Genomic DNA, 24,977 nt, shown 5'->3' with positions numbered 1-24,977 from the left:
CGCAAAGGTCTCTACTATAAGGCAAATTATCTAGCGCATAATGCCACAAAGTCGCGCGCTAAGCAGCGCTTGCGGCCAGGCCACTACAGTGCTAACTGCGCTCAAGTGCCTGAAAAACCTTCGGCGAAAGCAGCTTTTATCGCGCCTATAGATGGCGCATATGGCCCAAGACATGCAAAATACCGGTCTGCTCCACAGTAGGGGCATTTAAGGCTGGGCCAACGCCATAGTGCGATCTAAACCGCCAAAACGATATTGCCAAAGGATAAAAGATGAATTTTCAGGAAATAAAAGTCGAGATCCGCGAGTCGGTCGGCATACTCACCCTCAACGTACCAGCAACACTCAACGCCCTCACCCCCATTATGGTGAATGAGATAAACACCGCCATTGACCATATTGCCAGCAATGCCCGCGCGCTGATCATTAGCGGGGCGGGCCGCGGCTTCTGTTCAGGCGCATCGCTAGACCCAAGCAACCCACTGGCGCCAATGCCGGAAGATCGCAGCGAACGCGATATCGGGCTGGTATTAGAAAACCATCTAAACCCCATCATGCTCAAACTGAAGAACCTGCCAATCCCTTGGATTACGGCGGTACGCGGCAGTGCAGCAGGTTTCGGTGCATCCCTAGCGCTGGCCGGCGACATGGTGGTTGCCAGCGAAAACGCCACTTTCATCCAAATTTTCTCGAAAATCGGTTTGGTTCCCGACGGCGGCGCCACCCACCTATTAAGCCGCACAATTGGCCGAGTGCGCACCATGGAACTGATGCTGACCGGTGAGCGGCTTAAGGCCGAAAAAGCGCTGGAATGGGGTTTGATTAACCGCGTAGTAGCCGACGAGAATTTGGAGCAAGAAGCCTTCAATTTGGCATTGGCATTTGCCAAGGGCCCCACCATCGCACTCAGTCTGATCCGCAAAGCAGTGTGGACCGCTGTTGATGCCGACTGGGAAACCAGCCTTCAATGTGAACGTGAACTGCAAAAAATTGCTGGGCAAACCACCGATTTCGACGAGGGTGTCGCGGCTTTTGTAGAAAAACGCGCAGCGAAATTCGAAGGCAAATAAGCAAATCTGGTTACAGGGTGGTAACAAAAAAGGGGGCTTGTTATCACCGCTGACGCGCATTCCATGCACAAAAATGGTGCCAAACACCGCAAAATTAGCTTCATTTTCTGTTTACAATATCCAGACAGTCAAAAATTTGTAAACTGAACTCGAATTAATACGCCAAGCCTATGCAATTGCCGGCAAAATCGCCGACAATACAGCTCCGGTTTTACTCGCCCTGATCATGCAACTGCCGAGGCGAACAGACTGATAAAAAAAATAGGCGTCATGCAGCTGACATGACATTAAAAGAAAACCTCCTGGAAAACAGATATGAGTGAACATTGCATTGTAATCGGCGCCAGTCATGCTGCCGCCCAACTGGTCTCAAGCCTGCGCCAAGAAGGTTGGGAAGGAAAAATATCTATCGTCGGTGACGAGCCCTACCTACCCTACCACCGGCCGCCACTCTCCAAAGCCTTTTTTGTCGGCGAAAAGACCGAAGAAGATCTGCTAATTCGCTCTGCGGACTTCTACACCAAGAATAAGGTGGACTTACTGCTTGGCAGCCGAGTTACCCGCATTGATCGCGACGCAAAAAAAATCATTTTAGAAGACGATGTTGAGGTTCCCTATACTAAGCTGGTCCTCACCACCGGCGCCCGCGTGCGCAAAATACCCTTTGTTGGCAGTGAGCTAGCAGGGGTGTTTTATATGCGCGACCTTAATGATGTAAAGCAAACCCATAAATTTACTGGCCCCGGAAAATCGGCAGTAATTATTGGCGGCGGTTATATTGGCCTTGAAACTGCCGCGTCGCTGCGCAAAATTGGCATGAACGTCACCGTTATCGAAGCTATGTCACGGGTTTTACAGCGTGTGACGGCACCGGAAGTGTCGGCGTTTTATACCCGCATCCACACCGAGGAAGGCGTCGACATTCGCACCGAAGCCGGTGTTGACGCCATTACTGGCGAACAACACGTTGAGGGCGTACGCCTAGCCGATGGCAGCACTATCCCCGCCGATTTGGTTATTATTGGTGTTGGAGTGCTACCCAATGTCGAACTCGCAGAAACCGCCGGCCTCACCGTTGACAACGGGATTGTGGTTGATGAATTTGCGACCACCAATGACAGCGACATTTTTGCCGCTGGTGACTGTAGCAACCACTACAACCCAATTTATAAACGTCAACTGCGTTTAGAGTCAGTACAAAATGCCACCGATCAAGCTAAAATAGCCGCCAAGGCTATTTGCGGCAAGCCGGAGGTTTACCGTGCCCTACCGTGGTTCTGGTCAGATCAGTACGATCTAAAACTGCAAATAGCAGGTCTGTCGCAGGGCTTTGATCAAGTTGTCATTCGCGGCGATAGCGAGCAGGGCCGTAGCTTTGCCGCGTTTTACTTCAGCGAGGGCAATTTGATTGCAGTAGATGCCATTAATCGCCCCAAAGAATTCATGATGTGTAAGCGCGCCTTAACTGCAGGGCAATCTGCAGACCCATTGAAGCTTGCTGACGAATCCATTGAAATCAAAGACGCTTTTAACTAATACGAAATACGAGAAGAAATACCATGCCATTAATTATTTACAAGTCACATGACGGAAACACCCAAGAAGTCCACGCCGAAACTGGCACCAGCATTATGCAAGCTGCTGTCGACAACGGCATAGACGGTATTTTGGGCGAGTGTGGCGGCTGCTGTAGCTGCGCAACCTGTCATTGCTATATTGATCCAGCCTGGGTCTCAAAAGTAAGCCCAGCCGACAGCACCGAAACCGACATGCTGGATTGCGTGCTTGAGCCCCAAGAAACTAGCCGCTTGAGCTGCCAAGTTATTATTACTGACGAAATGGATGGCATCATCATTGCGATGCCTGAGTCGCAATATTAATTTGTGTGTAAAAAGCTGGGGCCGTAACAAGCTCCAGCTTCCTCAGATCACCTCTTTCAAGCCTACTTACCGTATTAATCGTAACCTAGCCTAGCTTGACCTGCGCTATTCAAACGGCTCACAAAACCTTATTCGCTAGCGTATTTCCGTATAGCACACTAGGTATCCAGTTGACTTACATCAACCTTTTCTACGCCAGGTAAATCCTTGGTGATTTCAAAAATACGAAAGATCATTGACACTGAATCAACCTTCCCCGAAATACTTATAGCGCCATTTCGATTGCTAACTTGAATATAACCCATCAATTTATCATCTGTTTGCAATTGATCAATCACCACCTTACTGAGCAACGCATCGTGCTCCGCAACAGCAAAGCGGGAATCTTGAACAACAAATAAATTTGCTTTGGAGTTAGTGCTGGCGGCTAAGGCTAAATGGCTATTCATCAGCATTGCTGTAAAAATAACCGCAATTGCTTTTAGACTAAAATATTTCATGGTGTATCTCCCTGCTAATCCAAAATTAAACTGCGCCAAGTAATGAGCGCAATAACATGGCTTTATACGGGAGTTAATGCAAAGTAGATTTACTCAAGAATCTTGCGTAGGGATTTCTCGCAAATTAGCCATTCAGGTTAATAGGCGGTGCCTTAACCTCACCAGATAACACCGCCAACTCTAACGTCTTTAGTGTTTTATCCAGTTCAATAAACAGCGCAGAATCCCTATCGTCAGTATTCATTAGTCCGTGTATTAATACCTGCGCTTTATTACTGAAAACATCGACAGGACTTACATTCAGCATACTTGAAGTGCCCGCAATCGCGTGCACACTGCGGTAAACCTCTTGCAGCGAATCTGCGGCATAGTCGCTATTGACACATTTTTGCCATGCATTCATTAACGGCGTAATGCGGCCACGCAAGCCCGCAATATAGTCGTTTTGAAGCTCAAGCAATTGTGAATCCACACTAGCGCTTCCACTAAATTCGTCATCACTCATGGCACGTTGCCCAGATTGCGCGTACGTCGTTTGCTAAGGTCATGGGATGGAAGGGCTTGGTAATCACATCAACCGCGCCGAGCTTTTTAAATTGTTCAACTTCATCGGGTTGCACTTTCGCCGTAATAAAAATAACTGGCGTAAGCATAAATTCAGGCATCGTTCGAAGCTTGCTCAGTATTTGCGGCCCGTCCATTCCAGGCATCATTACATCCAAAATAATCAGCTGCGGCATGAACTCATGAATCAAGCTCAAACCCTCTTCGCCATTGGCACAAGTAATAACGTTTAATTTTCCAACTTGGCGCAAGGCGATTTCAGCAACTAAGCGTATATCGGGTTCATCCTCGATGTATAAAATCTTTTCCAGTGCTGCGTAGCCTTTCATCACTGGTTTCCTTGTCGTTGTATTTGCTGTTTAAGATCAATATGAAATTCGGTTCCTTCGCCAATAACAGACTCAAAGGAAAGCTCGCCATGATGCCGTTCTATAATCGCTTTCGAAATGTGCAGCCCCAAACCCGTACCACTCATCTGGCGTTTATCTGAGGTGTCTGCCTGAGTAAATTTATCAAACACTCTGCCTTGGAAACTTAAGGGAATACCAGGGCCTTTATCGCGCACTGTGATACGAACATTTTCCGCCCGTTGCTCGGCCAGTACTTCGACCAATGCATTTTGGTGCGAAAATTTCGCGGCATTCGACATTAAATTACTCATTACCTGCATAAGCCGGTCGGGATCGACATGAATATAAAGGTTTTTTGAACAGCGGAGCAGGCTAAACTTAACATGATGCTTTTCGGCATAGGCTTGGTTGTCTGAAATAGCCGTTTCCAAAAAGCGACGCACTGACACCCGTTTTAGATTCAGCTGCATTTTTTCAGATTCGATTTTAGATATATCCAAAATGTCGTTAATCAATAGTAATAAGCGGTCGCTGTTTTTATGCGCGATACTGATTAGCATTTTTTCTTGGTCTGAACCTGCTACAACAACATCGCCAATAATTAATTCCAAAGCGGCCTTAATCGACGTCAACGGGGTTCGCAACTCATGACTCACCGTGGCAATAAATTCGTCTTTAATTCGCTGCTCGTGCACTCGCCGCATGGCTTCGCGCAGTTTCTCTTCGGTCTCTTGACGCTCAGATATATCGCGCACAATACCCGTAAACATACGCTGACCATTGACCTCCATCTCACTAATGGCAAGTTCTAGAGGAAAAGTAGTGCCGTCTTTACGCAAGCCTGTTACTTCGCGGCCAATTCCGATAATCTTTTTCTCGCCGGTATTCAAGTAATTACTAAGGTAACCGTCGTGCTCACTCCGGTACGGTGCCGGCATTAGCATTGACACATTCCGGCCGCTAATTTCATCTAGGCGGTAACCAAAAATCTTTTCCGCAGCGGGGTTCACGGTTTCTATGCTACCGCGATCACTGATGGTAATAACGCCATCTACAATGGTGTCGAGAATGGCTTTAGTGCGGGCAAAGAGCTCTCGCAACTTGTCTTCCGTCACTTTACGCTGGGAGATGTCCCGAACAATACCGGTAAACATCCGCTGGCCGTTAACTTCCATCTCGCTAATGGCGAGTTCTAGAGGAAAAGTAGTACCGTCTTTACGCAGCCCCGTTACTTCGCGGCCAATACCAATAATTTTCTTATCGCCTGTGCTTAGATAATTATCCAGATAGCCGTCGTGCTCTTTGCGATAGGGGTTGGGCATTAACATAGCAACATTCTGCCCAGACAATTCCGCTAAGCTGTAGCCAAAGATGTTTTCTGCAGCCGGATTAACCGTTTCAATTAAACCGCGATCACTGATAGTGATAACGCCATCCACAATCGTTTCGACAATAGCTTTGGTGCGCGACAGTAAGTCATTTACTGCATCCTGATCTTTCATTCTATCTCCTGATGAGCAGAGACTTCTTATTTCAAATGCCAGTGTAAACGGCTTAAAACCGCAGGGGTAACTGGGGGATGTACTTACCGTCAACAAACAACGCGATGAGTGGCCTTACTAATTGATAAATAAAGAAATAGTCCACACTAATGGTTGCCAGTAATACGCATCCAAAAGGGTAGATAGCGCTATATTTAAGCAAGCACCGCAAGCATAATACATTTTTTGTGCAATAGCGCTAACGTTGAGACGGCGTCCGAATGAGATCCGACTGGGCACCGCGGAGAAAACGGCTCGGCTGAGTTAAACCGAATTGAATAAAAAAAGAGCAACTCGGCAAGCCGAGCTGCTCTTTTTATCCCGCCTTAACAAAGACCTTCTGTTCTATTATTACAGAGCGAAATAGAATTTAGCACCCAAAGACAGCATATCTACATCGGTATCGTCGATATCGTAACGATCAAAGCCAACGGTTAAATGCAGCTCACGGCTGACTTGGAACGCAGCGCCAATACCGTAGTAAAGATCGCTGCCGTCTTCACTTTCGCTGGTAGAAATGCCGCCAAAGTTTATTTTAGCGTCGCTATCCCATGCAATTAAACCAACTCGGCCAGTCAATTCAAAGCCTGGCTGCAGTGGAATAAACAGGCCCAAACCAGCAAACGCACCGCCGGTCTCAACCGAAAGAGAATCAGTGCCATTACTACCAGACACCTCGCCTAAATCGACATAACCAGCTTCTACAGATAGATTTGGCCCCATACGCACGCCAATACCCATGCTATAACCATTGTCTTCGTCGTCGATGTTGGCCGAGCCGCTGCCCAAATCGTAACTGGTTTTACCAAACTGCCCCGTCACATAGATCGTTCCGGTATCGGCCAAACTTGCCAGTGGCATCGCCGCCGCCAAGATCACACTTGCTAGACCCATTTTCTTATTCATAACAACATCCCCGTAAAATAATCAAAAATACGCCTAAAATTTTTAGGATCGACATCGGCGCCGTAACAACCGTATAGCGGGTGTAAAATGCTATTGTCACTTGCTCCCGTGTCATGGCCATCATATCAAGCCCCGCACAAACTTAGCTATGCGTTTACAGCACCACAATTAACAGGTTTTGTTGGTGATTATATAGATTCCGCTCCAGCTCAGCCGCCATAAAAAGCGCGGTGGCGCCAAACAAAATAGGTATACTGTACTCTTAGCGTGCTTTACGACAGCCTCCCACTGGCGCGGCTCACCAATGCCAGAGAGTTCACACAAGATGAAAAATTCAGGCGATAATTTCATTGCCCCCATCTGCCACGAACAGATAAGCCTGCTGTTTCAGGATGATCACCTACTTCTCGTCAACAAGCCCAGCGGCTTATTGAGCTTGTCTGGCAAAAACCCACTCAATAAAGATTCGGTGCATTTTCGTTTAGTGCAAGATTATCCCCATGCCACCTTGGCACATCGCCTTGATTTCGGCACCTCTGGCATTATGCTCGTAGCCCTAAACAAAGCAGTAAATGCCCAGCTCACACGGCAATTTCAAAGCCGAACGCTGATAAAAACGTACATCAGCATCCTTATGGGCATAGTGAAAGAAGACTCGGGCGAAATTGTGGCACCCATCGCCAAGGATAAAGCCCACTTCCCATTACAAAAAATTTGCACTCACGAAGGCAAACACGCCGTGAGCCGATACCAAGTTCTAGAGCGCCTACACAACCCACCACGCACCCGCGTCACCTTTACACCAAGTACCGGCAGAACCCACCAGCTTCGTATCCACAGCCGCGAATTTGGCCACCCTATATTAGGCTGCGATCTCTACGGCAACCCCCAGACTCACGCCCTTGCTGAGCGCTTACTTCTGCACGCCGACAGCCTTAGTTTCAACCACCCAATCTCGGGGCAACGTATGACTGTCCACTGCCCCTGCCCTTTTTAAAAGACCAGCCAAATTCGCATTGAGAGTTGAAACGATTAAATACAATCACTTAAAGTAAAGCGCAGAATACCAATATTTATATTCACAATGAGAGAATGACCCCACGATTCAGATCCGGTATATTAAATTGTTCTTTTAATATCAACCATGCTGAACTAGGAGTGCGAGAGCGGGCGCCATGGATAGCCATTATTATCTAGAAAGCTTCAGCAGAAGCATGGATTTCCCTCAACAAATTCCACTCCACGCCCTGCCAATTACAGTTGGCCGTAGCACTGATTGCGATTTTGTAATTAATAACTCAGCGCTTTCGCGGCGCCACGCTCGCATCGAATGGCACAACGACACACTCACCTTAACCGACCTTGGCAGCACTAATGGCAGCTTCATCAACCATCAGCGCCTTACTGAATCGGCGCCAATACACAATGGCGATGTGGTGCATTTTGCCGGAGTGGAATACTGCCTAAAGCACGCGCCCAAGATTGTCGACGACAGCGCCGATGACCGCACTCGGATTAATCACCGAGCCTTAACTAGCAACTACCCTATTCGCGGGCGAGAGTTCTTGGAGCTCTTAGAACAAGGCTGCGTTACTAGCTATCAACAATGCATTATGGATCGTAACGGAGATTTATATGGTTACGAATTACTGGGGCGTGGCCGTCACCCCAATTTAAATGAGAATCCATTCGAACTCTTTATGATCGCCGAGCAAATGTCGAAAGAAGTCGAATTGAGCGAGCTACTTCGGCAGCGCAGCTTTGCAATGGCAAGTGCCGCCAATATCAACACGCCTTTATTTTTCAACTGTCATCCATTGGAATGCCAAGCACCAGAAAAATTATTTTCTGGTTTACAACACCTGCGTCGCTGCTACCCAGATTTACGCTTAATATTTGAAGTGCACGAAACTGCCGTAACCGACATTAAGCTCATGAAGCGAATTCGCGCCGGCCTTAACGACTTAAACATTGGCCTAGCCTACGATGACTTTGGCGCTGGGCAGACTCGCCTACTGGAATTGGCCGAGGTGCCTCCCGACATTCTTAAATTTGATATCTGCCTCGTTAAAGGCGTTGGCGCCAAAGATTCTGCCCATAACCGCCTACTCTCGTCGCTAAACACTCTTGTTCAGGATATGGGAATTGCGACCCTAGCCGAAGGTATAGAAAACAAAGAAGTGGCTGATGCCTGCATAGCCATGGGCATCGATTACTTTCAGGGCTTTTACTTTGGCCGCCCAGCCGAAATCCATGTGGATCAATTACGCACTTAGATCGCGGCCCTCGACCCGATTTCGGCCACCTTGCTTCGCTTTATACAATTGCTCATCCGCAGCCCCCAATAATACCGCCACGTCATTTTCATCCAGCGGGACAATCGTCGCTACGCCAACGCTGATGGTGACGTAAGCAGCATTAGCCGATGCATCGTGAGGCAAAGCTAGATCTTCGAGCTGCCGCCGCAGGCTTTCAGCTTTACTCTTTGCACCAATTAAATCGGTTTCGGGCATAAGACAAACAAATTCTTCGCCACCGTAGCGGGCGACTAAATCTCGCCCCCGCCAATTGCCGTCGCGAAGGATTTTTGCCACTTGCTTAAGACAATTATCGCCTTCTAAATGACCGTAGTGGTCGTTGTATTTTTTGAAATGATCAACATCGATCATAATGACCGACAATGACGTATTAGCGCGCCGGCAAGCGCGCCACTCCGCCGCCATGCGTTCGTCAAATAAGCGGCGATTGGGAATGCCGGTCAAGCCGTCAATAGACGCTAAAGTTCGCAGGGCGTCAGCCTGAACCTTGAGTGTTAAATGGGTTTTGACTCGCGCTCTAACCACCGCCGGATTTACCGGTTTGGTAATAAAGTCTACTGCACCAACTTCTAGCCCCTGAGTTTCCTCTTCAGGGCTATCTTGGGAGGTAACAAAAATCACGGGAATATTCTGAGTCTCTGGGTCGGCCTTAAGTTGCTTACAAACCGCAATGCCGTCCATATCGGGCATAACAACATCTAATAAAATTAAGTCTGGACTTTTTTGCCGACAAACCTCCAATGCCTGCTGGCCACTCGTCGCCATAAACACGTCACTGTCCTTGCCAAAAATTTGATACAACACTTGAAGGTTAACAGGTTGGTCGTCAACAATAAGTAAGCGCGGTCGCGCAGGAAACAGTGCGTCTGGCATCCATTCCGACGAAAACAAGGGGTTTATCTCAGTCATACCCTAGGTCCACTATTGGTCTTTAATTGCGGTTGTATATAAACACCTAACGTTGTTCTTTATCGTTTCTCATTTTGGTAAGCGCAGCATAGGCGCTGGCAAAATCGAGGCCCGCCATAGCGTCTCGCACACCCGCAGCCACATCATTTTGGGCCACAAAAAAGTCGTTTAATTCCGCAAAAAGGTCTAACGCCCGCATATTGCTGTCTTTTAGCAACGCGGCAAACTCGTCGAGCTTAATGTTAACTTCGGCATCCACCGCACCGCTACCAGCAGTTTCGGCGCCCGCAGCCCCAGTACTCGGTGCAGACGGAACAAGAGTTTCAGCAAGTTCAAGCATAACGGCACAAGCGTTTTGCAGCAAACTATCTGCTGTTCCCAACATCGCCTCAATATCCGCAAGCGCCGTTAACCCCTTGGCAGCAGCTTCAGCTTCAGCCAAACACGCCGCCAAGGCTTGCGCGCCAAGGGTCGCAGATACGCCCCGCAAGGTATGCAATTCCCTCACCACCGCCGGACGGCTGCCACTCTTTAGGAGTTCATGGATATTATTCACGTCCTGACCATGACGGCTAGCAAACATTCGCGCCTGACTGGCGTACAAGCCGCGATTATTACCCATACGCAGCAATGCTTCTTTAAAAGAAAACCCCACTGGGGGCTCTGGCAACGGAATAACATCTGGCGTAGCCGCGCCTGCTTCAAGCGCCGCTGTGGCGCTCGGCTTACGCCCACAGGCTTTTTGTAATACGGCAACCAGCTCCGCAAGATCAAAGGGCTTGCCAATATGATCGTTCATACCCGCCGCCAAACAGGCTTCACGATCTGCCGGCATGGCGTTGGCCGTCATTGCCACAATGGGCAAATAGCTAAGTTTTAAGGTATTACGAATCTCTTTCGTTGCCGTATAGCCGTCCATCACGGGCATTTGCAAGTCCATCAAGACAACGTCGAACGGTACGCTTGCATGTCGAATACTATCAAGCGCGATCTGGCCATTATCTGCCACTTCAATCTCGGCCCCTTCTATTGCCAACAGCTCCCGCGCCACTTGCTGATTAGTAATATTGTCTTCAACCAGTAATATCCGCATCCCCGCCAAACCATCATTGGCTGTCTGTGCCTGCTGGGTGGCATCTTGCGGCCGCGCAGGCTTGTCCGATACCGCTTGGGAAATTGCATTGTAAATATCTGAAGCCGTAACTGGCTTCATCAAAAACCCGTCTAAGGGTACATTGTGGGCATCGACTCGCTGAGCAAACACTTCACGCGCGTGGGCAGTTACCATAATAAGGCGCGGCATGGGCAGCTCGGTCTCTATTTCGCGAATTGCCTTAGCCGTCTGCCAGCCGTCAAGTTTGGGCATCATCCAATCGATAAAGGCAATATCATAGGGCCGGCCCTCATTAAAACTTTGCTTAATCTTCGCCAGACCGATCTCACCACTAGACGCCTCTTCAACATCCCAGCCTAGAGACTGGCAAATACCGCTGATAATCTGCAGCGCATTATCATTGTCATCCATCACCAAAATACGCATGTTTTTGTATTCAAGAGGGAGCTGACGGCGCTTTACTTCCCCGAGCTGGACGTCGCTGGCTTTGTTTGCGATAAGTGAAAAAGAAAATGTACTGCCCTTGCCCTCTTCGCTCTCTACCTCTAATTCCCCGCCCATCATTCGAATTAAACGCTGACAAATAACAAGACCGAGTCCTGTGCCACCAAATCGCCGCGTGGTTGTGGCCTCAGCTTGGGTAAAGGATTCAAAAACACGCTTTTGCTGTTCAGTCGACATTCCAATTCCGGTGTCGCTAACCTTAATTCCCAACACCAAGCGCTGACCTTGCTCGTGTTGCACAAACACCGACAACATCACCTCGCCGTGATCGGTAAACTTAACCGCATTACCCGCGAGGTTAATGAGAATTTGCTTTACTCGCAGTGAATCACCCAGCACCATTCTTGGCACCGCTGGGTCTATGTTAAATAGAATTTCCACATCCTTATCACCAACATTCATACTCAAAATAACAGCGATATCTCGCAATACTTCATCAATCGCGAAAGGGCGAACATCCAGTAGAAGTTTACCTGCTTCTATTTTTGAGAAATCGAGAATATCGTTGATAATCCCCAATAGCGCTTCAGCGGCGCCGCTAGCTTTAGCAACATAATCGAGTTGGCGATCGGTCATTTCAGTGTATTTAAGTAAATTCAACATCCCCAGCACAGCGTTCATTGGGGTGCGAATTTCATGGCTCATATTTGCCAAAAACTCACTCTTTGTTTTACTGGCCTCTTCGGCTTTTGCCTTTGCGGCAATCAATTCTATTTGTTGTTGCTTCTGCGCGGTCAGATCGCGAGCAATGCCAATGTAGCCAGTGACGTTGTGATCCTTGTCGTATAAGGTATTACTTTTAAGCTGCACAGGGAGCCGCGAACCATCCTTGCGAACAAACTCCCACTCCCGCTCAAAATTAACCTCTAGTGCAATTTCCTTGGCATTCCGCGCAGCACTGCGTCCTTCTGCTAGTGCCGCTTCGCGCTTTGCCATATCCGCCAATGCAGCTTCTATTTCAGTTTTATCGAATAGAATCTGCATTGGCTGCTTGTTTACCAACTCCTCAGAGGAATAACCAAGCATCGCCTCAGCGGCAGGATTAAACAAAGTAATAATTCCGTCGCGTCCGTTGGCAAAAATAGCATAACCGGCGTTTTCAAAAATAGCCTCTTGTAGCGCCGACGCCGCCTCTAGCTCTTTAGTACGAGCCGCAACCTGATGCTCAAGACTTTGGTTTAACTCGAGTAATTGTGCCTGAGCTGCCTTTGTCTCGGTAATATCGCGAATGATATTTGAAGCGCCAATTATCTCCCCATCCGTCGCCTTAACCGGCGATACCGTTACAGAAACATCAATTAGCTCACCATTTTGATGTTGCCGCAGGGTTTCGAAATTCGGAATGGTTTCACCGCGATAAACTCGCTCGCGAAGGCTGGCTGCTTCGGCCGTTAAACTGTCTGGCACAATGAGGCTAGCTATTGTTTTACCTAAAGCTTGCTCAGCACTATAACCAAACATTTGCTGTGCAGCCTCGTTCCAGCTACGAATAACACCATCGGGTGTTTCACTGACAATGGCATCATTGGAGCCAGCAACAATAGCCGCTATTCCGGCGCGTCGGTTCGAAAATTCCCTTTGCCGAGAAATATTCAAAGCCACAAGGTACAGAAAAATAAGACCGACAATAAACAAGAAAAGTAAAATGAATATAATAAATAGTCGAGAGTCAGCTACAACTTGATTAACTTTATCTTCTGGCGCCAAAACGGCTATTTTTATAGCGTCGTCTCGATCATAATAGCTTTCATTGCTTGCAACAAAAAACACCTTTCCGTCGCGAAGCCGCTTAAATTTATACGCCCCTTGACTAAGACTTTTACCAAATTCATCCTGCCACCGAAAAGGCTTACCCAATTCAAACCCAAACGCCTTATCGGCTTCTGGGTGCATGAGGTAATCACCGCTTGAATTTATAATATATACCTGCTCAGCGGACGAGAAACTTGCTACTGCATCTGCAAAAATCTCCAATAGATTGACGTTAATTACAATTACACCAAAAACAGTTCCTGTCTGATCTGTAACAGCAGTAGCAAGCCTTAGGGTCGGAATATGAGGAACTTCAATTTTCCCGAATTCACGATTGAGATCAATTTTTGACGCATAAACCTCGCCAGGCGATCGCGCCAAAGCATTTATAAAATAATCACGATCTGCCTTGCGCTGTAGTTTTGAGTTCTCGATAACAATAACGTTATGCGCTTTTCTGTCGACTCGGACTAATTCACGCCCTTGATCTGCAACACCAATAAATCGAACTTGCTGAACCGCTGGCTGAGTGTTTAAGTAACCCGAAAAAATCTCTTGCAATCGAGCCGTCCACACCTGCGTCGTATCATTCTCTTTAGAATCTAGGCCGTTATTATACGTGGCCCTAATAATACCCGAGACTGCGGGAGTACCTGCAAGAAATACAGCATCTCGCTTTATGCGCTCAATACTCGCCATAAATGCTTTGCTGCGCTCAACGGCAACGTCTCGCAGGTGGCTTTCTAATTGGCGCTCTTCGTTTGTACGTACACTGTGATCAGAAAAGTAGATCATCACAGTCGCAAGTAAAGCAAAAAGAAGTATCACAAGAACAATCGATCTTTTCGTGAATGTTGTCACAAAAACTTTCAAGCCTTCAAACACGCATCTCGCCTTTTATCATCACTTTATGAAACCCATACGCAGTATAAACAAATATAGGTCGTTTCGAAGCACCGCATTTGCAACACCAAAGCCGCCAGCCACGCCCATTCAACCACCTAAATTTAACAAAATCAGTAATTTAGCTAAGTATATACAATACTTTATGGCAAGGCGTTCTCAACCGCGACTATTTCTATTATTGTGTAACAATTAAGATACGCACGATTTTTGAAAGAGTGGTAATAATGAATAGTAAAATGGTCTATTCACTTACAACCTTTGTCATAGCTGTCTATGCAATCGCCTTTTTGAGGTCCCCCCCAGCTAACGTCCGTGACGACACCATCAATAGCGTAAATTGGCAGATTGTTGGTGACCAACTTGCGGCAGGCCCCCAATTAATAAAGCAGGTGCAAGGTCAAACGCTGCATCTTATTGTTCAAAGTACGAGAGTAGGACAATTACAGCTACAAGGATATGACGAAACCCTTCAACTAACGGAGAACACACCTCAAGAATTAACTGTACGGCTGGATCTAAGCGGGCGTTTCAGGCTGATTCTACTCCCTCAGGAGCAAGTTCTCGGTATTGTAGAGGTTAGCTCAAAATGATAGATCGCAGATGTATTTTTCCGTTATACGGTGCCTCTATCACTACAATTAAGCGGTTACATCGGTCTTATTGAAGCCTTTTCCTAATGATGGTTAGCTCATAATCCATCGACACGCACCGCTATACGCTCGGCTTCAGCATACGGCATTGTTAGTCGTTGCCAACTCCGCCCCAGTAAGGCGCAAGACACGCCAAATTAGACCATACAAAAGTCACGTAAAAAATGAATTGTAAAATGTCACCAAAATTCACATTGCAACAACGGCTAACGACTGCTCGGGAAGCACTAGGCTAACTAGCGCGTCCATTCCAGCACCACTATCAACAATAAATGACTTCTGCGGACAGCCAAAAGCTGCCAAACATTGCAGTATTGCACTTAAAGAATTTCGCATAAGCGGCTTGTCATCATTTTCGTAGACATTTAACACCCTCCCCTCCAAGGCAATTGCCGCGATATACATTTCGCTAGCGGATAAATGAATATAAACTTCTGACAGTGGCAACGCCGCAAGCTGATCGGTAAATACTTTGGTCATAAATCACCTTTTATTCTTAACAACTCACAAGATACTTTTGGTAACACCGGTTATTTGTCTTACGTAAAATGCTCGCAAAAGGATGCACAAAAAAAATCCTCATTGCCGCTATTACTCGACTGCAATACCTAACGATTAGTGTTTAAGCAAAAACAGAGCCAACAGTGAAAATTATCTCAAGAAAGCCCGCAGCGGGATTTTCTTTACTCAACAAACCATTATAGGAAGCCTACATGAACCTAGAACCTAAACTCGTGGATGCCACATTAACGGTCAAATCTGGCTATGCCATTCTACGTTTTGAGCGCGACGACGTGCGCAATGCGCTTACCGGCACAAACCTCATTAATGACGTGTGCGACGCAATCACCTGGGCCAACGCCAATAAGGCTATCTCCTGTCTTATCATTACCGGCGCGGGCAAAGCCTTTAGCTCCGGCGGCAACGTTAAAGATATGCGTGATAAGCAGGGTATGTTTGGCGGCACGCCCGCTGAGATCAGCGAGAGTTACCGCAATGGTATTCAGCGTATCTCAAAGGCAATGCACAACGCCGAGATAGTCACCATTGCTGCCGTTAACGGCGCCGCAGTAGGTGCTGGTTTTGACCTCTGTTGCATGTCGGATCTGCGCATTGGCTGTGAGCACACTCGCTTTGGTGAGACCTTTATCAACCTAGGCATTATTCCCGGCGATGGCGGCGCATGGTTTCTGCAGCGCTTGGTTGGCTATCAGCGCGCCGCCGAGCTCACCTTTAGCGGCCGGATAATCGACAGCACCGAAGCCTTAAGCATGGGGTTATTATTAGAGTGCGTGGCTGCAGAGGATTTAACGGCGACCGCAGAGCGCTATGCAGCGTCTTACGCCAGCAAGCCTCCGCAGGCACTACGGCTAAGCAAACGGCTTATGAAAGCCGCCCAGCGGCAGGAATTAGGGGATTTTCTCGATGTATGCGCCGATGTCCAAGCTCAGTGCCATCACACCGCCGACCACCACCGCGCTTTAAATGCCTTTCTCAATAAAACGACCGCGAAATTTGAGGGCAACTGAGCAGGCCAAATCGCCCTTATCAAAACAGCCCTCGCCGAGCAAAAATTTACGCTCCGGCTGGGGCCACCTCAATCTTATCAACTACGCCTTTGCCCTCCTCGAAAATTTCCATGGTAACGGTAAAACCCCACAGCCGACTCAGATGCTTTAAGACTTCGCCAGCATCATCGGTAAGCGGACGCTCGCGCAGCCGGTTATAACGCAACACCAACGATCGGTCACCCATGTGCTCGTAGCACACAATCTGGATATCTGGCACTAAAACATCGCGATTGTATTGTTTGGAGAGTAAGCGGCGCACCTCGCGATAGCCTTCTTCATTGTGAATAGCCTCAACCCGCAGGTGATCCGCTTTTTGCTCGTCGGCAATCGCGAACAAATGAAACTCGCGAATTAACTTAGGGGATAAATACTGGCCAATAAAGGATTCATCTTTGTAATTACGCATGGCAAAATCCAGCACTTCGCGCCAGTCCTTGCCAACAATATCGGGAAACCATGCGCGGTCTTCGTCATCTGGCTCCTCACAAATGCGGCGAATATCGCGCATCATTGCAAAGCCCAGCGCATAGGGATTTATGCCTGAATAAGCGGGGTGGTCAAAACCAGGCTGCATCACCACGTTGGTGTGCGACTGCAGAATCTCGAACATAAAGCCGTCATCCACCAAGCCGCGATCGTACATGCTGTTGAGCAAGGTATAGTGCCAAAAGGTCGCCCAGCCCTCGTTCATCACCTTGGTTAAACCTTGGGGGTAAAAATATTGGGCCAGCTTGCGCACAATGCGCACAATCTCACGTTGCCAAGGCTCAAGTGTCGGCGAGTATTTTTCAATAAAATACAGCAGGTTTTCCTGGGGTTCGGGAGGGAATACCCGCTTTTTCTTTTTGACGTTGGCGCCGTCATCACGTTTCTGGGGTAGTGTCCGCCAGATATCGTCGTATTGCTTCCAAGCGTGTTCCTCGCGCTCATGCTGGCGCTGAAGCTCGTCCTCGGCCGACAGCGGCGAGGGCCGATGAAAGCGGTCTACGCCGTGATCCATCAAGGCGTGGCAGGCATCCAAGGTCTCTTCTACCCGAGCTTCGCCGTAGCGCTGTTCACATTCAAAGATATATTTGCGCGCAAACACCATGTAGTCGACTATCGCATCTGCGCTGGTCCACTGCTTAAACAAGTAATTACCTTTAAAAAACGAATTGTGTCCGTAACAGGCATGGGCAATTACCAGCGCCTGCATGGGCATGCTGTTATCTTCCATTAAATAGGCAATACAGGGGTCGGAGTTAATCACCAGCTCATAGGCCAGCCCCCGCTGGCCGCGCCGGTAGGCTTCCTCATTTTGAATAAACTCCTTGCCGTAACTCCAGTGCGCGTAGCTTATTGGCAAACCTACAGACGCGTAGGCGTCGAGCATTTGTTCCGAGGCAATCACCTCGATCTGATTGGGGTAGGTATCTAGGCCAAACTCTTTGGCGATAATGCCAATTTCTTTGTCGTAGCGCTGCAACAGCTCAAAGTCCCAGTCGCCACCCCGCGATAACACGCTGTCTTTCAATGGCCTCATGCAGTCTCCCTCTGAAACAGCTCCCGCAACACTGGGTAAACATCCCCGCGATCCATCACCGTACTCATGGCAAAGGTGGCGTCGCGAATTTGGCTATACGCCGCCGCCAGCGGAGTAATACTGCTAGGGCTGTCGGGAATCTCGACGTAGGCAAAGTACCTGCACAGGGGCAGAATATCTTTGCTGAGCCGCATCGCGCTGCGCTGAGGGTCACTGCCAAAGGCATCGCCGTCGGAAACTTGCGCGCCGTAGATATTCCACTGACTCGGCGAGTAGCGGTCTTCAAGGATTTCGATCATTAAATTAAGCGCCGACATCACCACGGTACCGCCGGTTTGGGGGTCGTGAAAAAACGCGTGTTCATCGACCTCCTCTGCATTGGAGGTGTGACGAATAAAGACCAGCTCGACGTGTTCGTATTTACGGCTAAGAAAAAGATAAAGTAAGGTAAAAAAGCGCTTGGCCAAATCCTTCTTCTGCTCCGACATCGACGCCGACACGTCCATTAAGCAAAACATCACTGCGCGGCTAATTGGCTTGGGCTCTTTTACGCGATGACGAAAACGCAGATCGTACTCATCCAGAAATGGAATTCGCTCAATTCGTTTTTCCAGTGCCGCAATATCTTCGGCGGAGCCAGCGTCTGCTTTCAATTCTGCCAATTCGCGATTTAGCGGTGCGCGCAGGGCGATGCGTCTGGCCATGGCATTTTGCAGCGAGCGCGGCACCGACAAATTCGCCGGCACCCCGCTTGGCGTGTAACCCGCACGACGATAGGTAAACTGCTTTGAATCACCCAGCACATTGCGTGCTAAGCGGGGCAGTTCAAGATCGTCAAAAAACAAGTTCATAAACTCTTCTTTAGAGAGTGTGAACATAAAGTTGTCTTGACCTTCCTCGCCCTGACCTTCGCCACCGCCAGAGCCGCCCCCACCACCGCCACCAGAAGGCGGCTTGGCGATACGGTCACCGGTGGTGAACTCCTTATTGCCAGGATGCACCATTTCGCGGTCGCCACCGCGACCAACGCGAAACTTTGGTTCAGAAATATCTTTTACCGGAATACCAACCTCGCCGCCCCGCGACATGTCGGTAATCGAGCGGTCGGCGACAATATCGGCGACCGATCTGCGCAGCTGCGCCTTGTAACGCCTGATAAAACGCTGGCGATTGCTGGCGTTTTTATTGCGATCATTCAGGCGGCGGTCAATGATCATTGACATATTACGCCCCTTTCATTGACTGAGTTTTAACCCGATTTTCTAACCCGCAAATACCACTCGGACAGCAGTCTGACCTGTTTCGGGGTATAGCCCTTCTCAACCATACGCGTCACAAAGTTCTCGTGCTTCTGCTTGTCTTCCACAGAGGCCTTGGCGTTGAAGGAAATAACGGGCAACAGCTCTTCGGTACTTGAGAACATTTTCTTCTCAATAACTTCACGCAATTTTTCGTAGCTAGTCCAACTGGGATTGCGACCCTCGTTTTGCGCCCGCGCCCGCAACACAAAATTAACTATTTCGTTGCGGAAATCTTTGGGGTTGGCGATGCCGGCGGGCTTTTCAATTTTTTCTAATTCGCTGTTTAAGGTTCCGCGATCAAAAATTGCACCGGTTTCTGGGTCGCGATAATCTTCGTCTTGTATCCAATAATCGGCGAAGGTCACGTAGCGATCAAAAATATTCTGACCGTATTCTGAGTACGATTCCAAATACGCGGTTTGAATTTCCTTACCCACATACTCGGCGTAGCGCACTGCGAGCCAGCCCTTGATAAACTCTAGGTAAGTGCGCTGGGTGTCTTCCGGCAATTGTTCGCGAAGAATACGCTGCTCTAGCACATACATTAAATGTACGGGGTTGGCGGCAATCTCGGCGTTGTCGTAATTAAATACCGCCGACAATACTTTAAAAGCAAAGCGGGTCGACATGCCGGTCATGCCCTCGTCGATGCCCGCGTAATCGCGATACTCTTGGAAGGATTTAGCAGCTGGATCGGTGTCTTTTAAGGATTCGCCGTCATAGACCCGCATCTTTGAATAAATGCTGGAATTTTCTGGCTCTTTGAGCCGAGACAAGACTGTAAACTGGGCCAACATTTCCAGCGTTCCGGGTGCGCATGGCGCCTTAGACAAAGAGCTGTGGCGCATCAATTTCTCGTAAATTTTGACCTCTTCGGACACCTGCAAACAATAGGGGACCTTAACGATATACACCCGATCAAGGAAAGCCTCGTTGTGCTTGTCGTTTCTAAAAGTCAGCCATTCCGACTCATTAGAGTGAGCCAAAATCACCCCTTGAAAAGGGATCGCCGAGAAACCTTCAGTGCCTTTGTAATTGCCTTCTTGCGTAGCGGTTAACAGCGGGTGCAGCATTTTGATGGGCGCTTTGAACATCTCCACAAATTCAAGCAGACCTTGGTTGGCTAAACACAGACCGCCGGAATAAGAGTAGGCATCGGGATCGTCTTGGGCATAAGCTTCCAGCTTGCGAATATCTACCTTACCGACCAAGGTGGATATATCTTGGTTGTTCTCGTCACCTGGCTCGGTTTTTGTAACCGCAATCTGCTTCAAGACCGAAGGTTGAATTCGCACCACACGGAATTTTGTTAAATCACCTTCGTACTCATCTAGGCGTTTAATTGCCCAAGGCGAAGACAGGCCGGTGAGATAACGCGTGGGAATACCATATTCTTTTTCCAGTTGTTCACCGTCGCGCAGCGGATCAAACAAACCCAGCGGCGACTCATTAATTGGTGAGCCTTTGAGCGCATAAATTGGCGCCGCTTCCATTAATTTTTTTAATCTTTCTGCAATTGACGACTTACCACCACCAACCGGCCCCAGTAAATACAGAACCTGCTTGCGCTCCTCCAAACCTTGAGCCGCGTGTTTAAAGAACGCCACAATCTGCGCAATAACATCTTCGAGGCCATAAAACTCCTCAAAGGCTGGGTAGCGGGGAATAAGACGATTAGAAAAAATACGGGATAAACGCGGGTCTTTGCGGGTGTCAATAAGCTCTGGCTCGCCGATGGCGGCCAACATACGCTCCGCAGGGGTTGCGTAAGCAAGTGGGTCCTGACGACAGAGGTCTAAATAGGCCTCAAGGGACATTTCTTCTTCACGCCCCTTCAGGTATTGCTCACGAACATTGTCTAATATGCCCATCTTTGCAATCTCCTTCTGTGCTGTGCTGCGGTGCCAAAACTCCAACCAAGGGAAATTTCTAACCGCCCTTTAAGTGTGCAAGCATCTTTACTGTACTCCGTTACGAGATGACCATCCAGCTGGATTATCAATAATTTACGGAATAAATATAAAATAAAATTCGCTCACCTGTTGAACTTTATACTATGCAAGTAACGCTAAAATCATGGTGCGAATTGGCGCAGTTCACCATCTTGGATACTACCTATCTAACGCCGGTATATGCCTAAGTCAGCAACAAAATAATTCACCGCGCCGCGCTTAAATTACTCTTTTAAAGTCGTCATTAAGTGTTAAGCAAGATTGCGGCCAGACTAAAAGCGCATTTAAAAATTAAATTTAAATAGCCTCAGATCCACCGCCATTTCCCTCTAACAAAAAGCAGATACAAAGCACTGCGCATGCGGCGCAACAGCCCGCGCGGCACGTTTAGATCTTTAGAGTGTTAATGGGGAATTGTACAGGCCGCCCTAGCAGCGGATCGAATCAGTGCTGGGGCTGTAAAGAAGGAGGATTACGGCGATGCACCACTACGGTGCGATCACATCAAAACATTAAGGAGCGCTAAATTGCGGAGTTACCTCTCAATTTGACCGAGGTTAGCGTGAATAACGCTGCCGTTAATCACCGGATTAGCCGCGCAGAACCATATAGTGGCGGCAATTTCGGCGGGATCGATCAAGCGGCCAAAGCTAACCATACCGGTAATATTGGCTAACACCGCAGGGTCATCGCCGAGCATGCCCCTCAGCATGCCCGTATCGGTAAAGCCTGGGCAAATACAGGCGCTATGAATTCCCGAGCCAATCAAATCTTGGGTGGTGGCGCGCATCAGTCCAATAACCCCGTGCTTACTGGCAATATACGAAGCGCAACCTGCAACTGCCTTTTCACTAAGGGTAGAGCCCATATAGAGAATTGCCGAGCCTGGCTTCATTAAAGGTATTAGCAAGGTATTTAATTGCTGGGGCGCAATCAAATTTACCTGCAGAACTTGGCGAAAATCGTCCGCCGCTAAACTGCCTACACTATCGCCGTCGTGACGGGCAGCGTTGTGTAATAGCACCAGCTGATCGGCCTTGCCCGCTATTGCCCGCAGCTCAGCCTCGCAGCTGCTCAGCCAGTCTGCATTTTGCATATCAACACAGATCTGCTGGGCGTCTTCAAGCGCAATGCCGCGCCGAGACAAATTAACAATGTGGTAGCCTTCGGCCTGAAAACGCTGTGCAGTGGCATAGCCAATACCCTGACTGCCGCCGCTCACAATCAATACTTTATTCATTTGATACTCTCTAAGTCGCCGCTAAACGCGGGTCCAGCTCGCTGATCCCCACTGACCAGGGCCAGAGGACACTTTCATTGTTAATTCACGAATCTCGTTGCCTTCAATAAATGGCGCATCGCAGAGTAAGAGCTCCAGCAGATAGCGGGCGAACTCCTCCACAGTGGTATTACGCACCGGCAACAACAGGGTATCTGAGATCAAAAATGGGATTTCTTCGCCATTAAATTCGGCAATATAAAGAGGCCCTTCACTGCGCACCCGCATATACGGCGATTCTGCTGGCAGCAAAGTGTATTCATCGAGCTGAGCGCAAAGCTTGCGCAGCCGAGTTTTAATTTCTACATAGCTAAAGCACATGCCGTTCTCACCAACATCAGCGGTAAGCAACAGGCTAACTTTGAAATTATGACCGTGTAAACGCTCGCGATCGGTGGCCGAGAATATGGTGAAATGCGCGCCGGAAAACTTTAGGTCTTCCTTACTTATTTCAATACAGGTGTAGGCTTTAACAGGCATTACGGAGGCAATTCCTTATCTTTATCATGGTGCGGATTAACGCTGACTATCGAATACTGGGCAAAATCAAGGCTTAGCTTAACTCTCTAGCCTAAGCAAGCAAAGCCCGCACACCCTCAGCTAAGCGAAGCTTGCACCGCCGCCAGTAACTGCACCTCGTTCAAATCACGGCCATCAACCACGATATCGGCGTAGCGCTGGTATAGCGGTAAACGCTCGGCGTATACCGCTGCCAAGCTCTGCCCTGCTGGCCCAGCAATACCGCGATCCTGAAAATTTTGAACCCTAGCTTCAATTTCTGCCAGCGGAATATCCAAAAACACACAGGGCCCACACGCCTTTAAATGGCTCATTGCCACCGCACTATATACCGCGCTGCCGCCGGTAGCGACTACTTGCCCAGCAAAGTTATGCGCTAATAAAACCTGTTCTTCTAGCTCGCGCAAGGCAATATAGCCACGGTTATCGAGTAGCGCTTGCAAGGTCTGACCTGAGTTCTGCTCAATCAAACGATCGCTATCTACCAGCGGCAGCCCTCGCGCGCTCGCCAAACCGGCGCCAATAGTCGATTTACCCGCGCCGGGCATACCAATCAAAATAATAGCGGGACTCTTACTCGCTTCAGCCATATCCCTAGACATCAGTGATCTCAGTATTTTCCAAAGTGTGCATCTCTAAAGGTGGCTTTCAAGGCCTATATCTCAAGGTAATTGCCGCCACATTGCCACATATACGGTAAAAATAAACACACTAAACACAATAAAAAAAGGCAGTGACCGCAAAGCGGTCACTGCCAAGGTACTAAAAGGAGTAGAGGTATTGCGGCTATTAAGGTTGAAACATTTCTAAAATTGCCGAGAAATCACGCTGCGCATTGCCTTTCGATGAGAAAGACGCATACAAGCTGCGAGCCAGTGCACCCATGGGCACAGAGCTCTGGGTACTCAAGCTGTTTTCCATTGCCAAGCCAAGGTCTTTTAGCATCAGCTGCACCATAAAGCCTGGCTTATAGTCATTGGACGCGGGCGCCGTTGGCATAACCTCTGGATACGGATTGTAATTCTCTAGTGACCAGTTTTTGCCAGAGCTATTCAGCATAATCTCAGACAAAACCTTGGGGTCAAGACCGTTGTTTGCACCCAACTGCAGCGCCTCTGCGGTACCAATCATGTGTACGGCAAGGAGCATATTATTACAGATCTTAGCGATCTGGCCGGCGCCGTGATCACCGGCGAGGAAGATGTTTTTACCCATGCCTTGCAGTACTAATTTGCCACGCGCAAATGCCTCGGCATCGCCGCCACACATAAAGGCCAAAGTGCCAGCCTGAGCCGCTTTAACGCCACCAGATACCGGCGCATCAATCATTTGCAAGCCTTTAGCTGTCGCTGCCTCGCCCACTTTGCGCGCAGTTTCTGCATCAATGGTACTGCAATCCATAAACAAGGTGCCGGGATTCGCTTTAGCGATCAAGCCCTCATCGCCGAGGTATAAGCCCGCAACATGCTTGCCCGCTGGCAGCATCGTGATCACCGTGTCGGCGCTAGCGAGGGCCTCTAGTGCCGTGGCCGCTTTGCTGGCGCCCTGTGCAACTACCGCATCCATCGCAGCGTCAACCAAGTCAAAAACCGTCACTTGGTGGCCAGCTTTAACGAGATTGGCGGCCATTGGCCCGCCCATATTTCCTAAACCAATAAACGCTACCTTAGCCATATTCCTCACCTATTTATTAGATTACTGACGACCCAGTGGCCGCCCGAAGATCAAAAAATGGAGCAACCTAGGCCGCCCCAAAACCCTTGCTTAGCTTTTAATTTTCCTGCTTAAAATCGATATCATTTATAGGTCGTGCAGAGGGTTCTCTGGCCACGGCGCGGTAAAATGATGATCGATTAAAGACTGCGGTAC

Annotated in this window: 22 protein-coding genes; 7 read left to right on the top strand and 15 right to left on the bottom strand. The window is 48.6% G+C overall.

Annotated features, from left to right (window positions below; genetic code table 11):
- Positions 1-272 precede the first annotated feature (272 nt).
- From P1U47_RS05675 to P1U47_RS05665, 3 genes are all read left to right on the top strand, one after another.
- Entirely contained in the window at positions 273-1,070 is a 798-nt protein-coding gene (locus P1U47_RS05675; protein ID WP_301027647.1) for an enoyl-CoA hydratase-related protein, read from the top strand.
- A 315-nt stretch (positions 1,071-1,385) separates the two neighbouring features.
- Positions 1,386-2,606, top strand: a complete 1,221-nt coding sequence (locus P1U47_RS05670) for an FAD-dependent oxidoreductase (protein WP_301027646.1) — start codon at positions 1,386-1,388, stop codon at positions 2,604-2,606.
- A 23-nt stretch (positions 2,607-2,629) separates the two neighbouring features.
- Positions 2,630-2,950, top strand: coding sequence for a 2Fe-2S iron-sulfur cluster-binding protein (locus P1U47_RS05665; protein ID WP_301027645.1), 321 nt, complete (start codon positions 2,630-2,632; stop codon positions 2,948-2,950).
- Positions 2,951-3,108: 158 nt separating this feature from the next.
- Here the strand turns inward: P1U47_RS05665 and P1U47_RS05660 are convergent, their stop codons facing one another.
- From P1U47_RS05660 to P1U47_RS05640, 5 genes are all read right to left on the bottom strand, one after another.
- On the bottom strand, positions 3,109-3,450 hold the full coding sequence (locus P1U47_RS05660) for a BON domain-containing protein (protein WP_301027644.1): 342 nt from the start codon (positions 3,448-3,450) through the stop codon (positions 3,109-3,111).
- Positions 3,451-3,574: 124 nt separating this feature from the next.
- Positions 3,575-3,955, bottom strand: a complete 381-nt coding sequence (locus P1U47_RS05655; RefSeq protein ID WP_301027642.1) for a hypothetical protein — start codon at positions 3,953-3,955, stop codon at positions 3,575-3,577.
- Positions 3,948-4,343 carry a response regulator gene (locus P1U47_RS05650; protein WP_301027641.1) on the bottom strand — a complete coding sequence of 132 codons (396 nt, stop codon included), beginning with the start codon at positions 4,341-4,343 and terminating at the stop codon, positions 3,948-3,950. The genes P1U47_RS05655 and P1U47_RS05650 overlap by 8 nt, the downstream gene beginning before the upstream one ends.
- Positions 4,343-5,866 (bottom strand): PAS domain-containing sensor histidine kinase, encoded by a 1,524-nt coding sequence (locus P1U47_RS05645; RefSeq protein WP_301027639.1) that lies wholly within the window; start codon positions 5,864-5,866, stop codon positions 4,343-4,345. Before P1U47_RS05645 ends, P1U47_RS05650 begins: the two co-directional genes overlap by 1 nt.
- Positions 5,867-6,256: 390 nt before the next feature.
- The gene (locus P1U47_RS05640) at positions 6,257-6,811 is read right to left on the bottom strand and encodes an outer membrane beta-barrel protein (protein ID WP_301027638.1); all 555 of its coding nucleotides are present in this window, start codon (positions 6,809-6,811) and stop codon (positions 6,257-6,259) included.
- Between the two features lie 325 nt (positions 6,812-7,136).
- Here P1U47_RS05640 and P1U47_RS05635 point away from each other — a divergent pair, with 325 nt between their 5' ends.
- Together P1U47_RS05635 and P1U47_RS05630 are read left to right on the top strand one after the other, a co-directional pair.
- Positions 7,137-7,808 (top strand): RluA family pseudouridine synthase, encoded by a 672-nt coding sequence (locus P1U47_RS05635; RefSeq protein ID WP_301027637.1) that lies wholly within the window; start codon positions 7,137-7,139, stop codon positions 7,806-7,808.
- Positions 7,809-7,986: 178 nt separating this feature from the next.
- Positions 7,987-9,087 carry an EAL domain-containing protein gene (locus tag P1U47_RS05630; RefSeq protein WP_301027636.1) on the top strand — a complete coding sequence of 367 codons (1,101 nt, stop codon included), beginning with the start codon at positions 7,987-7,989 and terminating at the stop codon, positions 9,085-9,087.
- Here the strand turns inward: P1U47_RS05630 and P1U47_RS05625 are convergent.
- On the bottom strand, positions 9,076-10,038 hold the full coding sequence (locus P1U47_RS05625; RefSeq protein ID WP_301027635.1) for a PleD family two-component system response regulator: 963 nt from the start codon (positions 10,036-10,038) through the stop codon (positions 9,076-9,078). The genes P1U47_RS05630 and P1U47_RS05625 overlap by 12 nt on opposite strands.
- 46 nt (positions 10,039-10,084) lie before the next feature.
- The gene (locus tag P1U47_RS05620) at positions 10,085-14,203 is read right to left on the bottom strand and encodes a response regulator (RefSeq protein ID WP_301027634.1); all 4,119 of its coding nucleotides are present in this window, start codon (positions 14,201-14,203) and stop codon (positions 10,085-10,087) included.
- Positions 14,204-14,538: 335 nt separating this feature from the next.
- Between P1U47_RS05620 and P1U47_RS05615 the strand changes: the two genes are divergently transcribed.
- Complete coding sequence (locus P1U47_RS05615; protein ID WP_301027633.1) at positions 14,539-14,904, top strand: hypothetical protein; 366 nt, start codon at positions 14,539-14,541, stop codon at positions 14,902-14,904.
- Between the two features lie 249 nt (positions 14,905-15,153).
- On the opposite strand, the gene P1U47_RS05610 is transcribed toward P1U47_RS05615, so the two are convergent.
- Entirely contained in the window at positions 15,154-15,444 is a 291-nt protein-coding gene (locus tag P1U47_RS05610; RefSeq protein WP_301027632.1) for a DUF6482 family protein, read from the bottom strand.
- Between the two features lie 233 nt (positions 15,445-15,677).
- On the opposite strand from P1U47_RS05610, the gene P1U47_RS05605 reads away from it, so the two are divergent.
- Positions 15,678-16,493: an enoyl-CoA hydratase-related protein gene (locus P1U47_RS05605; RefSeq protein WP_301027631.1), complete on the top strand. Its 816-nt coding sequence runs from the start codon at positions 15,678-15,680 to the stop codon at positions 16,491-16,493.
- 46 nt (positions 16,494-16,539) lie between these two features.
- On the opposite strand, the gene P1U47_RS05600 is transcribed toward P1U47_RS05605, so the two are convergent.
- From P1U47_RS05600 to mmsB, 7 genes are all read right to left on the bottom strand, one after another.
- The gene (locus P1U47_RS05600) at positions 16,540-18,057 is read right to left on the bottom strand and encodes a SpoVR family protein (protein WP_301027630.1); all 1,518 of its coding nucleotides are present in this window, start codon (positions 18,055-18,057) and stop codon (positions 16,540-16,542) included.
- Complete coding sequence (locus P1U47_RS05595; RefSeq protein WP_301027629.1) at positions 18,054-19,280, bottom strand: YeaH/YhbH family protein; 1,227 nt, start codon at positions 19,278-19,280, stop codon at positions 18,054-18,056. The genes P1U47_RS05600 and P1U47_RS05595 overlap by 4 nt, the downstream gene beginning before the upstream one ends.
- Positions 19,281-19,306: 26 nt before the next feature.
- Positions 19,307-21,229, bottom strand: a complete 1,923-nt coding sequence (locus P1U47_RS05590; RefSeq protein ID WP_301027628.1) for a PrkA family serine protein kinase — start codon at positions 21,227-21,229, stop codon at positions 19,307-19,309.
- A gap of 616 nt (positions 21,230-21,845) precedes the next feature.
- A complete protein-coding gene (locus tag P1U47_RS05585; protein WP_301027626.1) occupies positions 21,846-22,550 on the bottom strand; it encodes an SDR family oxidoreductase in 705 nt (234 codons plus the stop codon).
- 21 nt (positions 22,551-22,571) lie between these two features.
- On the bottom strand, positions 22,572-23,069 hold the full coding sequence (locus P1U47_RS05580; RefSeq protein WP_301027625.1) for a 6-carboxytetrahydropterin synthase: 498 nt from the start codon (positions 23,067-23,069) through the stop codon (positions 22,572-22,574).
- Between the two features lie 116 nt (positions 23,070-23,185).
- Positions 23,186-23,710 (bottom strand): shikimate kinase, encoded by a 525-nt coding sequence (locus tag P1U47_RS05575; RefSeq protein WP_301027624.1) that lies wholly within the window; start codon positions 23,708-23,710, stop codon positions 23,186-23,188.
- A gap of 187 nt (positions 23,711-23,897) precedes the next feature.
- Positions 23,898-24,782 (bottom strand): 3-hydroxyisobutyrate dehydrogenase, encoded by an 885-nt coding sequence (gene mmsB / locus P1U47_RS05570; RefSeq protein ID WP_301027623.1) that lies wholly within the window; start codon positions 24,780-24,782, stop codon positions 23,898-23,900.
- Between the last annotated feature and the right edge of the window lie 195 nt (positions 24,783-24,977).

Source organism: Zhongshania sp. (assembly GCF_029212375.1).
Taxonomy (GTDB): Bacteria; Pseudomonadota; Gammaproteobacteria; order Pseudomonadales; family Spongiibacteraceae; genus Spongiibacter.
Note: the sequence above shows the minus strand (reverse complement) of the source record. Positions and strands in the feature narration are given on the sequence as shown.

Excerpts from the sequence above, each read along its gene's own strand:
- P1U47_RS05675 (WP_301027647.1), top strand. The coding sequence starts at position 273 with ATGAATTTTCAGGAAATAAAAGTCGAGATCCGCGAGTCGGTCGGCATA.
- P1U47_RS05670 (WP_301027646.1), top strand. The coding sequence starts at position 1,386 with ATGAGTGAACATTGCATTGTAATCGGCGCCAGTCATGCTGCCGCCCAA.
- P1U47_RS05665 (WP_301027645.1), top strand. The coding sequence starts at position 2,630 with ATGCCATTAATTATTTACAAGTCACATGACGGAAACACCCAAGAAGTC.
- P1U47_RS05660 (WP_301027644.1), bottom strand. The coding sequence starts at position 3,450 with ATGAAATATTTTAGTCTAAAAGCAATTGCGGTTATTTTTACAGCAATG.
- P1U47_RS05655 (WP_301027642.1), bottom strand. The coding sequence starts at position 3,955 with ATGAGTGATGACGAATTTAGTGGAAGCGCTAGTGTGGATTCACAATTG.
- P1U47_RS05650 (WP_301027641.1), bottom strand. The coding sequence starts at position 4,343 with ATGAAAGGCTACGCAGCACTGGAAAAGATTTTATACATCGAGGATGAA.
- P1U47_RS05645 (WP_301027639.1), bottom strand. The coding sequence starts at position 5,866 with ATGAAAGATCAGGATGCAGTAAATGACTTACTGTCGCGCACCAAAGCT.
- P1U47_RS05640 (WP_301027638.1), bottom strand. The coding sequence starts at position 6,811 with ATGAATAAGAAAATGGGTCTAGCAAGTGTGATCTTGGCGGCGGCGATG.
- P1U47_RS05635 (WP_301027637.1), top strand. The coding sequence starts at position 7,137 with ATGAAAAATTCAGGCGATAATTTCATTGCCCCCATCTGCCACGAACAG.
- P1U47_RS05630 (WP_301027636.1), top strand. The coding sequence starts at position 7,987 with ATGGATAGCCATTATTATCTAGAAAGCTTCAGCAGAAGCATGGATTTC.
- P1U47_RS05625 (WP_301027635.1), bottom strand. The coding sequence starts at position 10,038 with ATGACTGAGATAAACCCCTTGTTTTCGTCGGAATGGATGCCAGACGCA.
- P1U47_RS05620 (WP_301027634.1), bottom strand. The coding sequence starts at position 14,203 with ATGATCTACTTTTCTGATCACAGTGTACGTACAAACGAAGAGCGCCAA.
- P1U47_RS05615 (WP_301027633.1), top strand. The coding sequence starts at position 14,539 with ATGAATAGTAAAATGGTCTATTCACTTACAACCTTTGTCATAGCTGTC.
- P1U47_RS05610 (WP_301027632.1), bottom strand. The coding sequence starts at position 15,444 with ATGACCAAAGTATTTACCGATCAGCTTGCGGCGTTGCCACTGTCAGAA.
- P1U47_RS05605 (WP_301027631.1), top strand. The coding sequence starts at position 15,678 with ATGAACCTAGAACCTAAACTCGTGGATGCCACATTAACGGTCAAATCT.
- P1U47_RS05600 (WP_301027630.1), bottom strand. The coding sequence starts at position 18,057 with ATGAGGCCATTGAAAGACAGCGTGTTATCGCGGGGTGGCGACTGGGAC.
- P1U47_RS05595 (WP_301027629.1), bottom strand. The coding sequence starts at position 19,280 with ATGTCAATGATCATTGACCGCCGCCTGAATGATCGCAATAAAAACGCC.
- P1U47_RS05590 (WP_301027628.1), bottom strand. The coding sequence starts at position 21,229 with ATGGGCATATTAGACAATGTTCGTGAGCAATACCTGAAGGGGCGTGAA.
- P1U47_RS05585 (WP_301027626.1), bottom strand. The coding sequence starts at position 22,550 with ATGAATAAAGTATTGATTGTGAGCGGCGGCAGTCAGGGTATTGGCTAT.
- P1U47_RS05580 (WP_301027625.1), bottom strand. The coding sequence starts at position 23,069 with ATGCCTGTTAAAGCCTACACCTGTATTGAAATAAGTAAGGAAGACCTA.
- P1U47_RS05575 (WP_301027624.1), bottom strand. The coding sequence starts at position 23,710 with ATGTCTAGGGATATGGCTGAAGCGAGTAAGAGTCCCGCTATTATTTTG.
- mmsB (WP_301027623.1), bottom strand. The coding sequence starts at position 24,782 with ATGGCTAAGGTAGCGTTTATTGGTTTAGGAAATATGGGCGGGCCAATG.